The sequence below is a fragment of the Sphingobium sp. B11D3A genome, assembly GCF_025961695.1.
Taxonomy (GTDB): Bacteria; Pseudomonadota; Alphaproteobacteria; order Sphingomonadales; family Sphingomonadaceae; genus Sphingobium.
The window spans coordinates 2,429,503-2,442,267 of record NZ_JAOQOE010000001.1 but is presented as its reverse complement, the minus strand read 5'-3'; the positions used below and the strand labels follow the sequence as shown (position 1 = coordinate 2,442,267).

General features: G+C 64.8%; 18 protein-coding genes and 1 pseudogene. 15 read left to right on the top strand and 4 right to left on the bottom strand.

What is annotated here, in order from left to right:
• Nucleotides 1–3: 3 nt before the first annotated feature.
• Complete coding sequence (locus tag M2332_RS11665) at nt 4–1,317, bottom strand: pyruvate dehydrogenase complex dihydrolipoamide acetyltransferase (RefSeq protein WP_264574158.1); 1,314 nt, start codon at nt 1,315–1,317, stop codon at nt 4–6.
• A gap of 142 nt (nt 1,318–1,459) precedes the next feature.
• Here M2332_RS11665 and M2332_RS11660 point away from each other — a divergent pair, with 142 nt between their 5' ends.
• Nucleotides 1,460–1,915, top strand: coding sequence for a universal stress protein (locus tag M2332_RS11660; protein WP_181561548.1), 456 nt, complete (start codon nt 1,460–1,462; stop codon nt 1,913–1,915).
• A gap of 183 nt (nt 1,916–2,098) precedes the next feature.
• Here M2332_RS11660 and M2332_RS11655 read toward each other — a convergent pair whose 3' ends face one another.
• Entirely contained in the window at nt 2,099–2,710 is a 612-nt protein-coding gene (locus tag M2332_RS11655; protein ID WP_264574157.1) for a superoxide dismutase, read from the bottom strand.
• A 247-nt stretch (nt 2,711–2,957) separates the two neighbouring features.
• Between M2332_RS11655 and M2332_RS11650 the strand changes: the two genes are divergently transcribed.
• A complete protein-coding gene (locus M2332_RS11650; protein ID WP_264574156.1) occupies nt 2,958–3,521 on the top strand; it encodes a urate hydroxylase PuuD in 564 nt (187 codons plus the stop codon).
• A gap of 33 nt (nt 3,522–3,554) precedes the next feature.
• On the opposite strand, the gene pspF is transcribed toward M2332_RS11650, so the two are convergent.
• Nucleotides 3,555–4,595: a phage shock protein operon transcriptional activator gene (pspF, locus tag M2332_RS11645; RefSeq protein ID WP_264574155.1), complete on the bottom strand. Its 1,041-nt coding sequence runs from the start codon at nt 4,593–4,595 to the stop codon at nt 3,555–3,557.
• A 182-nt stretch (nt 4,596–4,777) separates the two neighbouring features.
• Between pspF and M2332_RS11640 the strand changes: the two genes are divergently transcribed.
• The 9 genes and pseudogenes from M2332_RS11640 (at nt 4,778) to M2332_RS11600 (ending at nt 8,453) form a co-directional block, all read left to right on the top strand.
• Nucleotides 4,778–4,954 carry a hypothetical protein gene (locus M2332_RS11640; RefSeq protein WP_264574154.1) on the top strand — a complete coding sequence of 59 codons (177 nt, stop codon included), beginning with the start codon at nt 4,778–4,780 and terminating at the stop codon, nt 4,952–4,954.
• A gap of 66 nt (nt 4,955–5,020) precedes the next feature.
• Nucleotides 5,021–5,689, top strand: coding sequence for a phage shock protein PspA (pspA, locus tag M2332_RS11635; RefSeq protein WP_264574153.1), 669 nt, complete (start codon nt 5,021–5,023; stop codon nt 5,687–5,689).
• 3 nt (nt 5,690–5,692) lie between these two features.
• On the top strand, nt 5,693–5,959 hold the full coding sequence (gene pspB / locus M2332_RS11630) for an envelope stress response membrane protein PspB (RefSeq protein WP_181560862.1): 267 nt from the start codon (nt 5,693–5,695) through the stop codon (nt 5,957–5,959).
• Nucleotide 5,960: 1 nt separating this feature from the next.
• The gene (gene pspC, locus M2332_RS11625; RefSeq protein WP_181560863.1) at nt 5,961–6,341 is read left to right on the top strand and encodes an envelope stress response membrane protein PspC; all 381 of its coding nucleotides are present in this window, start codon (nt 5,961–5,963) and stop codon (nt 6,339–6,341) included.
• A gap of 95 nt (nt 6,342–6,436) precedes the next feature.
• Nucleotides 6,437–6,739 carry a cell division protein ZapB gene (locus tag M2332_RS11620; RefSeq protein WP_181561549.1) on the top strand — a complete coding sequence of 101 codons (303 nt, stop codon included), beginning with the start codon at nt 6,437–6,439 and terminating at the stop codon, nt 6,737–6,739.
• 103 nt (nt 6,740–6,842) lie between these two features.
• Nucleotides 6,843–7,065, top strand: a pseudogene (locus M2332_RS11615) (hypothetical protein).
• A gap of 25 nt (nt 7,066–7,090) precedes the next feature.
• On the top strand, nt 7,091–7,351 hold the full coding sequence (locus M2332_RS11610) for a hypothetical protein (protein ID WP_264574152.1): 261 nt from the start codon (nt 7,091–7,093) through the stop codon (nt 7,349–7,351).
• A 40-nt stretch (nt 7,352–7,391) separates the two neighbouring features.
• Nucleotides 7,392–7,823 (top strand): SufE family protein, encoded by a 432-nt coding sequence (locus M2332_RS11605; RefSeq protein ID WP_413715179.1) that lies wholly within the window; start codon nt 7,392–7,394, stop codon nt 7,821–7,823.
• Nucleotides 7,824–7,958: 135 nt separating this feature from the next.
• A complete protein-coding gene (locus tag M2332_RS11600) occupies nt 7,959–8,453 on the top strand; it encodes a flavin reductase family protein (protein ID WP_264571491.1) in 495 nt (164 codons plus the stop codon).
• 5 nt (nt 8,454–8,458) lie between these two features.
• Here the strand turns inward: M2332_RS11600 and M2332_RS11595 are convergent, their stop codons facing one another.
• A complete protein-coding gene (locus M2332_RS11595) occupies nt 8,459–8,944 on the bottom strand; it encodes a vgr related protein (RefSeq protein ID WP_264574151.1) in 486 nt (161 codons plus the stop codon).
• A gap of 621 nt (nt 8,945–9,565) precedes the next feature.
• Here M2332_RS11595 and M2332_RS11590 point away from each other — a divergent pair.
• The 4 genes from M2332_RS11590 (at nt 9,566) to M2332_RS11575 (ending at nt 12,764) form a co-directional block, all read left to right on the top strand.
• Nucleotides 9,566–10,366 (top strand): exodeoxyribonuclease III, encoded by an 801-nt coding sequence (locus tag M2332_RS11590; protein WP_181560868.1) that lies wholly within the window; start codon nt 9,566–9,568, stop codon nt 10,364–10,366.
• 13 nt (nt 10,367–10,379) lie between these two features.
• On the top strand, nt 10,380–11,444 hold the full coding sequence (gene ribA, locus M2332_RS11585) for a GTP cyclohydrolase II (protein WP_264574150.1): 1,065 nt from the start codon (nt 10,380–10,382) through the stop codon (nt 11,442–11,444).
• A complete protein-coding gene (locus M2332_RS11580; RefSeq protein ID WP_264574149.1) occupies nt 11,441–11,971 on the top strand; it encodes a L,D-transpeptidase family protein in 531 nt (176 codons plus the stop codon). Before ribA ends, M2332_RS11580 begins: the two co-directional genes overlap by 4 nt.
• 100 nt (nt 11,972–12,071) lie before the next feature.
• Complete coding sequence (locus tag M2332_RS11575; protein ID WP_264574148.1) at nt 12,072–12,764, top strand: methyl-accepting chemotaxis protein; 693 nt, start codon at nt 12,072–12,074, stop codon at nt 12,762–12,764.
• Nucleotide 12,765 lies beyond the last annotated feature (1 nt).

Here is a 12,765-nt window from a genome sequence, read left to right as displayed (position 1 = left end):
CGCTTACGCCACCAGACCCAGCGGCGCCTCTACCAGTTCCTTGAACACCTTCATCAGCTCCGCGCCGTCCGCGCCATCGATGGCGCGATGGTCGAAGCTGCCGGTGGCGGACATGACGGTCGCGATGCCAAGCGCATCGTCGATCACATAAGGCCGCTTCTCGCCTGCGCCGATCGCCATGATCATCGCCTGCGGCGGATTGATCACTGCCTCGAACTGCTTGATGCCCATCATGCCCATGTTGGAGAGGCTGGCCGTGCCGCCGGTGAACTCTTCCGGCTTGAGCTTGCCTTCCTTGGCGCGGGTGGCGAGGTCCTTCATCGCGGTCGAGATGGCGGAGACGGACTTGGCGCCGGCATCGGTGATGATCGGCGTGATCAGTCCGCCCTCGATGGACACCGCCACCGAGATGTCGGCCCGGCTGAACTTGAGCAGCTGGTCGCCGGCGAACTGCACATTGCACTTGGGTACGGCGATCAGCGCCTTGGCCAGCGCCTTGATGAGCAGATCGTTGACCGAGAGCTTCACGCCCTGCGATTCGAGCGCCTTGTTGAGATCGCCACGCAGCTTGAGCAGCGCATCGAGGCGCACATCCACGGTGAGGTAGATGTGCGGCACCTGCTGCTTCGATTCGGTGAGGCGGCGCGCAATGGTCTTGCGCATGTTCGAGAGCTTCTCGACCTCGTGCGGAATGCCGAAATCCTGCGCGGTCGCGGCCACCGGGGCAGGCGCGGCCGGAGCAGACGCTGCGGGCGCCGCGGACGGGCTCGCGGCGGGCTTGGGCGCGGTGCTGCCGGGCTTCACCCCCTCCAGATCTGCCTTCACGATGCGGCCATTGGGACCAGTACCGGAAACCGCAGCCAGATCGATGCCGCTGTTCGTGGCGATGCGGCGGGCAAGCGGGCTCGCCTTGACGCGATCTCCAGAGGAGGCAGCGGCCGGCGCAGCGGTCGATTTCGCGACTTCCGGCTCCGGCTTGGGGGCGCTGGCGGCTTCCGGCTTCTTCTCCGGAGCGGCGTCGGCCTTGGGCGCGGGCTTGGCTGCAGCGGGGGCATCGCCGCTCGGCACGTCCTCGCCTTCCTCGACCAGCACCGCGATGACGGTGCCAACCTTCACATTGTCGGTCCCTTCGGCGACGAGGATCTTGCCGACGACCCCTTCGTCCACGGCTTCAAATTCCATGGTGGCCTTGTCGGTCTCGATTTCGGCGAGCAGATCGCCAGACGAGACGGTGTCGCCTTCCTTCACGAGCCATTTCGAAAGCGTGCCTTCCTCCATGGTCGGCGAGAGGGCGGGCATCTGGATATTGATCGCCATGGGGGCCAGGCTTTCCTGTTTTTCGGGTTGGACAATCACCGGCCACCTTCACGCTTTGCCCGTCGGGGTCAAGGCCATCCCTTGCATCCAGACCGAATTTCCCGCACCTACCGAGCCGGTTTCTTCGGGGGAGCAGGCGATGATGCGGACTTATCTCGTCGTGGTGGACGAAAGCAGCGAGGCGGAATCGGCCCTGCTGTTCGCCGCGCGCCGCGCTGCCAAGACGGGCGGCGGCGTGCATATGCTGGCGCTCGTGCCCAAGACCGAGTTCGTCCAATGGGGCGCCGTGCAGGCGACGATGGAGGAGGAAGCGCGCGCCCGCGCCGAGGCTCTCGCGGCCAGCGCCGCCGGCACGCTGATGGCGGAAGCCGGCATCCAGCCCGCAATCACGGTCAAGGTCGGCGATCCCGTGGCATCGGTGAAGGAGATGCTGGCCTCGGGCGAAACGGTCGCCGCGCTCGTGCTCGGCGCCGCGCCCAAGGGTGCGCCCGGACCACTGGTGGCGCACTTTGCCGGCAATGATGCCGGCACACTGCCCTGCCCGGTGATGATCATTCCCGGATCGCTGAGCCGCGAGGATATCGAGCGGCTGAGCTGAGGGTCCGCTGCCGCCAAGTCAAATCAAAGCCGTGCTCCTGCGAAAGCAGGAGCCTAGGGCGGCGAGGTTCGTCGGTTGAGCCCTGGGCTCCTGCCTTCGCAGGAGCACTGTTAATTTCATTACGACAATGAAAAAGGGGCCGACCTTCGCCAGCCCCTCCTTCAAAATCCGATTGCGGCGGGTTCAGCCCGGCTGATTGGCCCGTTCGGCGCCATTGCCGTCCAGATTCTCCGCGACGAACGCCCAGTTGACGTGCTTCTTGAGGATCGTGTCCGCGAAGTTGGGGCGCGCGTTGCGATAATCGATGTAATAAGCATGCTCCCACACATCGAGGATGAACAGCGGCGTATCGCCATGCGCCACCGGGCAATCGGCGTCGTGATAGCTGGTCACTTCCAGCTTGCCGTCCTTGAGGATCAGCGCGGCCCAGCCGCTGGCGAAGTGGCCGACGGCTTCCGCCTTCAGCTTCTCGATCAGCGCGTCGGTCGAGCCGAAGCCTTCGTTGATGAGATCGGCCAGCTTGCCGCTCGGCTGCTGCGTCTCGGGCGAGAGGCACTGCCAGAAGAAGCTGTGGTTCCAGATCTGGCCGACCTGGTTGAACAGCCCGCCCTTGGAGGACTTGATGAGCTCCACGAGCGACTTGCCCTGCAGGGCCGGATCGGCGGCAACCAGCTCATTGGCCTTCGTCACATAGGCATTGTGGTGCTTGCCGTGGTGATAGTCGAAGGTCTCGGCCGACATGTCGTCGCCAAAGGCGGTCTTGGCATAGGGAAGGTCGGGCAGTGTGAATGCCATGGCGCTAATCTCCTCTTGGTGCATTAAAGTCGTTCTGCAGGCGAAACGCGCAGGCGCGCGATTCGTGTCGGTTGCCCGCAGCAGATGGCGCGTAGACCGGCAGCTTTCCAGTCATCTCTCCCGATCAGCGCCAAATATAATTTCGATATGACAGCGGCGCGACTTTGGCATAGCCTGTGCGATGGCCGATAACCGGCTTTAGGGGAGGGTGCGGTCAAAGCACCCGGCAAACGACTGGGGGAGCATCATGACGAAACTGTTCGGCAATCTGCATCTCGTCCTGCTGATCGGGGTTATTCTGACCCTGGCTGTCATTTACGGCATTGGCCCGAATGGCGAATCCGTCTCCGCCGCCTTGCGCTGGCTGCACACCTTCTTCGGCATTTTGTGGATCGGCCTGCTCTATTACTTCAATTTCGTGCAGATCCCGACCATGCCCAAGGTGCCGGCAGAGTTGAAGCCGGGCGTCTCCAAGTTCATCGCGCCCTCCGCGCTGTTCTTCTTCCGCTGGGCCGCGGCGCTGACCGTGCTGACCGGTTTGCTGGTGGCATGGCGCACCGGCTATCTGCACGAGGCGTTCGCGTTCAAGGCACCCTATCAACTGATCGGTCTGGGCATGTGGCTCGCCGTGATCATGGCGATCAATGTGTGGTTCGTGATCTGGCCGGCGCAGAAGAAGGCGCTGGGGCTGGTGGCCGCCGACGATGCGACCAAGGCCAGCGCTGCCACGCGCGCGATGATCTTCAGCCGCACCAACACGCTGCTGTCGATCCCGATGCTCTACTGCATGGTCAACTTCAACGGCGGCTGAGCGGCCGGCGCCCTGCGCGAGGCGGCAAGCGCCTCAAAGCAGGGCGTGTTTCTTCAGGCAGTGCCGCAACTGGTCGTAGGAGAGCCCGATCGCCTTGGCCGTGGCGCGCTGGTTGAAGCGGTGGCGCTGGAGCGCATGGCGCAGGATCGCGGCCTCATGCGCGTCGACAGCGCCGCGAAAGTCGGCGACATCGTCCAGCGCGATCAGCAATCGCCCGTCCTCGGCCGCGCCCTCCTCTGAAGGACCGGCAACAGGCGCCGCGCTGGCGGCAGCGGGCTTGCCCGGCATCGGCTGCGGCTTCCATGGCGAGGCAAAAGGATCGAGCTGGATCTCGTCGATCGGCCGATCCGGATCGGGCCAGCGATATACGGCGCGCTCGACGACATTGCGCAGCTCGCGCACATTGCCGGGCCAGCGATAGGCGTTGAGCGCCGTCATCATCCGCTTGGAAAAGCCCGGCCAGGACGACCAGCCGCATTCCGATGCCATCTTGCGCCCGAAATGCTCGACCAGAACGTCGACATCGCCCTCGCGGCCGCGCAGAGGCGGCAGGGTAATCACCTCGAAGCTCAGCCGGTCGAGCAGGTCGGCCCGGAACCGCCCGGCTTCCACCGCATCGGGCAGATGCTCGTTGGTCGCCCCGACGATGCGCACATCCACGGTGAGCGGCCGCGAACTGCCGATGCGCGTCACCTCGCCATATTCCACGGCGCGCAGCAGCCGCTCCTGCGCCGCCATGGAGAGCGTGCCCAGTTCATCGAGGAACAATGTGCCGCCATCGGCCTCCTCGAAGCGACCGGCCCGCGCCCGCGTCGCGCCGGTGAAGGCGCCAGCCTCATGGCCGAACAGCTCGGCCTCGATCAGCATCTCGGGCAAGGCGGCGCAGTTCATGATGATGAGCGGTCCATCCCAGCGCTGGGAAAGGCGATGGATGCGCTCGGCGATCAGCTCCTTGCCAGTACCCCGCTCGCCGATGACCAGCACCGGGCGGTTGAGATCGGCCGCGCGGCCGGCCTGCTCGACCGCATCCAGAAAGGCGAGGGATTCCCCGACAAAATGCGTCGTCTTTTCCATTCCCAACTTTTAGGGATATTTCCCAACTCATTGCAACAAACAATGCTTCGCGCGCACCTCGGCCGGGAAGAAATTGGCGAAAATCCGGGCTTATCAGAAATTGGCACGCCCCCTGCAATGCATTGGGCAATCCGCCAATGAGCGGGATTTGAAGGCCTAACCAGGATCAGGAAGAGACCGCCATGTTGAACACAATCGACCGCTTCGGTGCCCAAACCGCCGCAACGCTTCTCACCCTCATTTTCAGCGCCATCATGGTGATCGGCGCTGTCGGCCCTGCTGTCACCGGCAACTCTGCCGCCACGACTGCAGCGGCTCTGGACAACACACCGGACAAGCCGTCACAATCCCTTGTGTGACGGCTTCAAGGTCGGGGCAGCACACCCCCGCTGCCCCGACCGAACCGCCTCAGTTGGAGTATGTACATGAGTATTTTCTCTCGCACCCGGGACATCGTTGCCGCCAACGTGACCGATCTGCTGGATCGCGCCGAGGACCCGGCAAAGATGATCCGCATGATCATCCTCGAAATGGAGGAGACGCTGGTCGAGGTGCGTGCATCGGCAGCGCGGACCATCGCCGACCAGAAGGAGATGCGCCGCCACATCGCCAAGCTCGACGCCCTGCAGGAAAGCTGGGTCGATAAGGCGCAGCTCGCCCTCTCCAAGGATCGCGAAGACCTTGCCAAGGCCGCGCTGGTCGAAAAGCAGAAGGCCGGCGACATGGCCGAGCAGCTGCGCGGGCAGATTGCCATGCTGGATGAGGCGCTGGCCGCATCCGAAGAGGACATCGCCAAGCTGCAGGCCAAGCTGCGCGAGGCGCGCGTCCGGCAGAACAGCCTCGTCGCCCGCATGGAGAGCGCACAGACGCGCCGGCGTGCGCGCGAGATGTACAATGGCGAGCGCGTGCAGGATGCCTTCTCCCGCTTCGAACTGCTGGAGCGCCGGGTCGATCTGGCCGAAGGCGAGGCCGATGCCATGGGTCTGGGCGGTCAGCCCAAGACGCTGGAGCAGGAGATCGCCGAACTTCAGTCCGCCGACAAGGTGGAAGCCGAACTCGCGGCGCTCAAGGCCGCGCAAGCCAGGAAGGATTGATCCATGGAGGACGTCTTTCTGCCCATCGTCATCTGCGGCATGCTGTTCATCGGCATGCCGTGGCTGATCTTCCACTATGTCACCAAGTGGAAGCAGGCGCCCAAGATCACCGATGAGGACGAACGGCTGCTCGATGAGATGCACATGCTCGCCCGTCGCCTGGAGGAGCGCCTCCAGACGGTCGAGCGGATCATCGCCGCCGATAATCCCGATTTCCGTCCAGCCCGCCCGAGCGCGAGCGACGATCCCTATTTCGACAGGAGGAACTGAGATGTCCGCCCGCCGCACCAAATTCTACCTCGACAAGAAAAATGCCAAGGCCATGGGCGTGTGCGCCGGCATTGCCGACTATATGGGCATCGACGTGCTCTGGGTCCGCATTGGCGCCGTGCTCGTTACGCTGGCCGGCGGCTTCCCGTGGACGGTGATCGCCTATCTGCTCGCCGCATGGATGGCCGAGCCCAAGCCGACCGGCCTCTATGCCGACCGGGAAGACGAGCGCTTCTGGCAGGGCGTGCGTACCAATCCGGCGCGCTCCACCCGCGATGTGCGCAGCAAGTTCCGCGACATCGACCGGCGCCTGTCCGACATCGAGACCTTCTACACCAGCCGCAACACCCGGCTCGCCGACGAGATCGACAGCCTGCGCTGACAAGACGCGCGAGGCGAATGAGAGGCGCAACAGCGCTCGATTACAGGGAAATTTGAACCATGGATCCTATCACCGCGGACGCCGTCGTCGAATCGATGCCGCTCATCGTCGGCGCCAGTTCACTGCTCGGCCTGCTGGCCATCGCCGGATGGGTCTTCAACACATGGCTGCGCGTCCGGCACGGCTATCCGCTCGAGAACAGCTGGGGCAAGGCGGTCTATCCGCAGAAGAATGAGGAGCTGAGCGAGCGCATCAAGCTGCTCAGCCAGGAGAATGCGCAGCTGCGTGCCGAGCTTGGCGCGGTCAAGGATCGGCTGGCCAATGTGGAGCGCATCGTGACCGACAGCGCCCTTCACCTGACCAACGAGATCGAGAGCCTGCGCACCCCCTCCAACTGATCGCCATTCAACTGGCCGGGAGCCCATCATGCCTGCTTCAATGCTGTTATTCTTCATGATTGTCGTCGGCATCCCGGTCATCGGGGGCATCTGGAGCAAATATATGCGGCAGAAGATGAAGCTCCGCGAGCGCGAGTTGGACGTACTCGGCACAGACCGCAGAAAAGGCCGCACAATATGCCGCGCAGGTCGAGCGGCTGGAGCAGCGGGTGCGCGTGCTGGAGCGGATCGTGACCGATCGCGGCGCCGCCCTCGCCCATGAAATCGACCAGCTCGGCGGCGCTGAATCCGCCCCGCACGAAATCCCCACGCGGACCGACCACTAAGACATCGACAGGAGGAGATAGAGTCATGACCGATCTTGACCTCGTGAAGCACGCCATGACCATGATAGCGCTAACTTTATCATTCGCACTTGTCGCCCTGGCCATGCTCAAGGGCTGGAACGGATGGCTGGCGCTCAAGCGGGCGGAGCTGGACATGGCCCCCAGCCGCGCCGCCCCGCGCGCGCCGACCCCGGACGCACCCCTGGCCAGCGGGCTGATAGAGATGGTCGACCTCAAGGAGCGCGTCCGCAAGCTGGAAGCCATCGCCGCCGGCATCGACGTCTGACCCAAAGAGTTTCACTGGCCTCCCGCGCGCCGCGACCTATATGGGCGGCATGACGACATTGCAGACCATCCAGGACGATTACGAACTGCTCGAAGGCGATGAGCGCTACCGGCTGCTGATCGATCTGGGCCGCGAACTGGAGCCGATGCCGGACGCATTGAAGACGGACGCGACGCTCGTGCGGGGCTGCTCCGCCTCCGTCTGGGTCTACCCGACACGGCTGGACAATGGCGCGCTGCATTTCCTGGCGGACAGCAACGCGGCCATCACCAAGGGCATCATCGCCCTGGTCCTTCTCACCGTGCAGGATCGGATGCCGGCGGAGGTCGCGACGTTCGATATCGAGCAGGCGCTCGCACCCTTCGACCTAAAGCGCCAGCTCTCGTCCAATCGCACGCAAGGGCTGCCGAACATGATCGCGCTAATCCGGGAAACGGCGACTCGCCTGCAGGCGGAGGATGCTGCCGGTTGAAAAGGGGGCGGTTGACAGGCTCACGTCACAGCTTGCAGGTTGGGCGCCATGCCGGTGAGCGGTTTTCACCGCAGTGTAATTGGAATGCGGCCTCCGTCACGCACAGGGCGGGCGCCAGAAGAAACAGGTGGCGCATTGATTGATCCCAAGCATTTCCGCGACGTTCTCGGCAGTTATCCCACCGGCGTATGCGTCATCACCTCAAACAATGCGGACGGTCAGCGCTGGGGCCTCGCAGTCGGCACTTTTTCTTCGATCTCGCTAGATCCGCCGCTGGTCGGCTTCCTGCCCGACAAGCGCTCGGGAAGCTGGGCCAATATCGCCACCACCGGCCGCTTCTGCGTGAATGTGCTGGGTAATGCCCAGCTGGAGACCTGCCGGCGATTCGCCTCAAGGCATGACGACAAGTTCGAGGGCATGGCCCATGGCACCAGCCCCGGCGGCCTGCCGATCCTCGATGGCGCGCTCGCATGGATCGAATGCGCGATCGAAAAGGTCGTGGAATTGGGCGACCATCTTCTCGTCGTCGGCGCGGTGCAGGCCATGGAGCGTGCGCCCGAGGGATCGCCGCTGATCTTCTATCGCGGTGGCTATCACCGGCTTGTCGATCTGGAAGAAGCCACCGCCTGACCGGCTCACGCCCGGCCGAACGGCAGGATCGCCTCCAGCTCCGGCAAAGACGGCTTGCCCGGCACCTGCCGACCGCTGCGCATCAGGAAGACATGGCGGACGATCTCCGCCTGCTGCTCGATCCCGTAGCGCGCGAACGGCTTGCCCGGCTGGAAGTCGTAATCATAGCGGCAGAACGGGTGCCGCCGCACCAATAGGTTGGTCCCGGTCTGGTGCTGCCAGACATGCGTCATTTCGTGAATGAACAGCCCTTGCGCCGCCAGATCGCCGGCACCGAAGCAATCGCAGTAGCTGCGCCCCTGCGGATGGAAATGAATATGCCCGCGCGGCGCCATGACGATGGCACGCGGCTGGAAAGGCCACCATTTGCGGTTGCGAATTCGCACCTCATCGAGCGCGATCGCATCGCCGAACATCCGCTCGACCAGCGCGCGCTCCGGCTGGGATAGCGGCCGATCGACGGCGGCAACGTGCGGGGATGGGAGGGCCATGCAGCCGAGATAGGCGCCCTTGCCTCACCGGCAAGGTCCGCCCGCCCCGGCGCATGCCCGCCGGCCGTCACTCGCTCTTGAGATCGAGAACCGAAACCGCCGCCAGAATGACGCCAAAGACCGCAACCATGCCGATGAAGGTCAGGACCGGCCACTGCATAAGAAGGTTCATCGCGAATGCTCCTGCAAACCATGTGATGAGCCCTCTTTTCACCGAACGGCGCCGCCGACATTGATCGGCATCAAACCCGCGCGCCCGCCCCGTCCCGGCGGAATTTTTTACGGATGATCACAGCTCCCCTCTTCCCGTGCGCAAAAACCGACAATCTTGCCCAAGTCTGACAGGTCCATTCATCGGGCGGTCATCTGGGCTGACTTAGAAAAGCGATGTGGCGCGGGGACTGAACTCGGGATTCCCCCCTGTTGCCCGGGCTTCGCCCCGCACCACATGCGCAAAAATTCAGGCGCTTTCTTCGAGCCCCCGCTCCATGCCCCCCGGAGCGGGGGTTTTCGATGTCCGCGCGATCCGCCCGGCCTGATGCCGCGGCGCACAGCCGCTCGAGTCAAAATAATCGCTTCGCGGCTTGGGTTCGGCGCCGAGGGCGGCTAGGGACTTTGGCCATGTCGACCAAGCAGACTCTCAAGATCGCCTCCTGGAATATCAACAGCGTCCGCGCCCGCCTCGAAATCGTCGAGCGCTTCCTTACCGAGTATCAGCCGGACGTTCTGTGCATGCAGGAGACGAAGGTCGTGGACGGCTCCTTTCCGGAGGGCCTGTTCCGCCGGCTCGGCTATAATCATCAGGTGCTGCACGGCCAGCCGATGCACCATGGCGTGGCCATCGTCAGCCGCATTCCGGTGCGTGAGGACGAGCGACTCGATTGGCAGGCCAATGGCGAGGCGCGCCACATCGGCGTGCGGCTGGAAAACGGCCTGCGCATCGAGAATGTCTACGTGCCCGCCGGCGGCGAAGAGCCGGACCGCACGATCAACCGCAAGTTCGGCCAAAAGCTCGATTTTCTGCAGCGCATGATCGACTGGTCGGGCAAGCTCGGCGGATCGACCCTGCTGCTCGGCGACTTCAACGTCGCGCCGCTCGAGTGCGACGTGTGGAGCCACAAGCAGCTCATCAACGTCGTCAGCCACACCCAGATCGAGCGCGACCTGCTCGGCCATCTCCAAAGCTCGCACAACTGGATCGACCTTGGCCGGCGCTTCGTGCCCGCGCCCGAGCGGCTCTACACCTGGTGGAGCTACCGCGCGCAGGATTGGGCAAAGTCGGATCGCGGCCGTCGGCTCGATCATATGTGGCTGAGCCCCGATCTCGCGGAAACGGCGGTCTCGCATCAGGTCGCCGAGGATTGCCGCAGCTGGACGCGCCCCTCGGACCATGCCCCGCTGATCACGGAATTCGCCTTCTGATGGGCGCGCGATAATGGACGGGCGCGCTGCGGCTCGCGCCATCGATGCCCTTCGGCGCGGCTGGCCCATCCGGCTGGTCGATGCAGGTGGGGCGCTGACGCTGCTGCCTGTGGAAGGCGCAACGCCAGCCAGCCTCTCCTCCTTCGACCCGGTTGCAGAGGCACCGCTGCTGCTCTCCGCAGCGCGGGCCGTCACGCTCAAGCTCGCCAACCAGCGGGAGGCGGCGGACCCGCAAGCGCCGGCGCTCATCGCCCGCGAGCGCTGGATCGATTCGCCCGCCGCCGCCATGGCCATTGCCGATCCGGTGCGTGATCTCGCGACGCCGCTCAAAGGTCCGTTCCGCGCCCTGCCGGTGCCGCACCCGGCCCTGGCCGCCGCAGCCCTTACGCTTGCGCGCCTCGCCGGCATGTTGCCCGCCTTCTTCATCGGCTCCGAGGACGCCGAGGCCGAGGTGCAGCTGAGCGCGGACGACATCGCCACTTATGCAGACCCGACCCGGCTCGCCATCGCCGCCCGCGCGCGGCTGCCCGTCGAAGCCAGCGTGGATGCGCAGATCGTCGCCTTCCGCTCGCCCGAAGATCCGCGTGAGCACATCGCCCTCGTCATCGGCGAGCGTGACGGCAGCGCCCCGGTCGTCCGCCTGCACAGCGAGTGCCTGACCGGCGACGTGCTCGGCTCGCTCAAATGCGATTGCGGCCCGCAATTGCACGGCGCTCTGCACGAGATCGCCCATGCGCGCTGGGGCGTGCTGCTCTACCTCCGGCAGGAGGGGCGCGGGATCGGCCTCATCAACAAGCTGCGTGCCTATCAGCTGCAGGATCAGGGCTTCGACACGGTGGACGCCAATGTCCGCCTGGGCTTCGCCATCGATGCGCGCGATTTCGGCGTCGCGGCACGCATGCTCGATCTGCTCCGCATCGACGAAATCCGGCTGCTCACCAACAATCCGGAGAAGGTCGCCGGCCTCGAATCGCAGGGCATCCGCGTTGCCGAACGGCTGCCGCTCGCTTTGCCCTCCAACCCCCATAATGAGCGCTATCTCGCCACCAAGCGGGACCGCACCGGCCACCAATTGTGAGCGACGCGCCGGCCATTCTGGTCGATGGCGCCGCTGGCCGGCTGACCATCGGCGGCTGGTCCTGCGCCTGCGTCATCGGCAAGGGCGGCCTTATCGCTGCGGCGGACAAGCGCGAGGGCGATGGCGCCTCGCCCATCGGTGACTGGCCGGTTCGCGCCGCGCTGCTCCGCCCCGGTCGCATCGATGCCGCTCAGGCGCCAGCAATCCCGTGGCGCTGGGTCCGGCCGGACGATGGCTGGAGCGACGATCCCGCCGACCCTGCCTATAACCGGCCCGTCCACCTGCCGCGCCACACCAGCCACGAGCGGCTTGCGCGCGAGGATAAGGCCTATGACGTCATCATAGTCCTTGGCCATAATGATGCGCCGCCAGCGCCCGGCATGGGCAGCGCGATCTTCTTCCATCAATGGGTAATCGGCGAGAATGGCCAGCCCAAGGCGACCGAAGGCTGTGTCGCCATCGCCCCGGAGGATATGGGCACCGTCCTTGGGCTGCTTCGCCCTGGCATGATGCTCAGATTGCGATAGCACCTTCAGCCGCGTTCAACGGCTCGTCGCGAAACCGCCCGATGGTAAGCAGCGCTTAACCACAGGGGCCTCACCTGCCGGGACGACCACAAGGTGATTCATGAACGCATATCTCGAAGACGGGCGGACCGACGCAGCATGGCAAGCCATTTGCCGGTCCCAGGGCGTCATCGAATTCAGCCCCGAAGGCACCATCCTGTGGGCCAATGACGTGCTGCTCGAGACATTGGGCTACCGCCTCGATGAGGTGGTCGGCGAGCATCATCGCATCTTCTGCACGCCATCCTTCGTGCGCTCCACTGACTATGCGGCCTTCTGGCGGACACTGACCTCAGGCGCGTTCCACGCCGGCCGCTATGAGCGGCGCTCACGAGGCGGCGCGTCCGTCTATCTTCAGGCCACCTACAATCCCGTTGTCGATTGTCAGGGCAGACCGGTGCGCATCCTCAAGATCGCCTCCGACGTCACCCGGCAGGTCCAGCTCGAACAGGAAGTGCAGGCCCGCTATGAGGAAAGCCAGCGCTTGCAGGGTGAATTGCAGCGCGGCAATGCGCGGCTCCAGTCCACCATGGCCGAACTGGCGGCCATCGTGACCACGATCGGCGCCATCGCGAACCAGACCAACCTGCTGGCGCTCAACGCGCGCATCGAAGCCGCCCGCGCCGGCGAGGCCGGTCAGGGTTTCGCGGTCGTCGCCAATGAGGTGAAGAAGCTGGCCGGGGACACCCGCCTCGCGACCTCCCGCGCGGTGGACATGATGAAGCACAGCATCGCGCCGGATATCGCCGCCTGAG

Bases quoted from the DNA above. Each gene is read 5' to 3' on its own strand.
- M2332_RS11605 (WP_413715179.1), top strand. From the start codon at position 7,392: ATGGGCGGCATGACGACATTGCAGACCATCCAGGACGATTACGAACTG.
- M2332_RS11650 (WP_264574156.1), top strand. From the start codon at position 2,958: ATGACGAAACTGTTCGGCAATCTGCATCTCGTCCTGCTGATCGGGGTT.
- pspB (WP_181560862.1), top strand. From the start codon at position 5,693: ATGGAGGACGTCTTTCTGCCCATCGTCATCTGCGGCATGCTGTTCATC.
- M2332_RS11620 (WP_181561549.1), top strand. From the start codon at position 6,437: ATGCCGCTCATCGTCGGCGCCAGTTCACTGCTCGGCCTGCTGGCCATC.
- M2332_RS11665 (WP_264574158.1), bottom strand. From the start codon at position 1,317: ATGGCGATCAATATCCAGATGCCCGCCCTCTCGCCGACCATGGAGGAA.
- M2332_RS11640 (WP_264574154.1), top strand. From the start codon at position 4,778: ATGTTGAACACAATCGACCGCTTCGGTGCCCAAACCGCCGCAACGCTT.
- M2332_RS11595 (WP_264574151.1), bottom strand. From the start codon at position 8,944: ATGGCCCTCCCATCCCCGCACGTTGCCGCCGTCGATCGGCCGCTATCC.
- pspC (WP_181560863.1), top strand. From the start codon at position 5,961: ATGTCCGCCCGCCGCACCAAATTCTACCTCGACAAGAAAAATGCCAAG.
- pspA (WP_264574153.1), top strand. From the start codon at position 5,021: ATGAGTATTTTCTCTCGCACCCGGGACATCGTTGCCGCCAACGTGACC.
- M2332_RS11660 (WP_181561548.1), top strand. From the start codon at position 1,460: ATGCGGACTTATCTCGTCGTGGTGGACGAAAGCAGCGAGGCGGAATCG.
- M2332_RS11655 (WP_264574157.1), bottom strand. From the start codon at position 2,710: ATGGCATTCACACTGCCCGACCTTCCCTATGCCAAGACCGCCTTTGGC.
- M2332_RS11590 (WP_181560868.1), top strand. From the start codon at position 9,566: ATGTCGACCAAGCAGACTCTCAAGATCGCCTCCTGGAATATCAACAGC.
- ribA (WP_264574150.1), top strand. From the start codon at position 10,380: ATGGACGGGCGCGCTGCGGCTCGCGCCATCGATGCCCTTCGGCGCGGC.
- M2332_RS11575 (WP_264574148.1), top strand. From the start codon at position 12,072: ATGAACGCATATCTCGAAGACGGGCGGACCGACGCAGCATGGCAAGCC.
- pspF (WP_264574155.1), bottom strand. From the start codon at position 4,595: ATGGAAAAGACGACGCATTTTGTCGGGGAATCCCTCGCCTTTCTGGAT.
- M2332_RS11610 (WP_264574152.1), top strand. From the start codon at position 7,091: ATGACCGATCTTGACCTCGTGAAGCACGCCATGACCATGATAGCGCTA.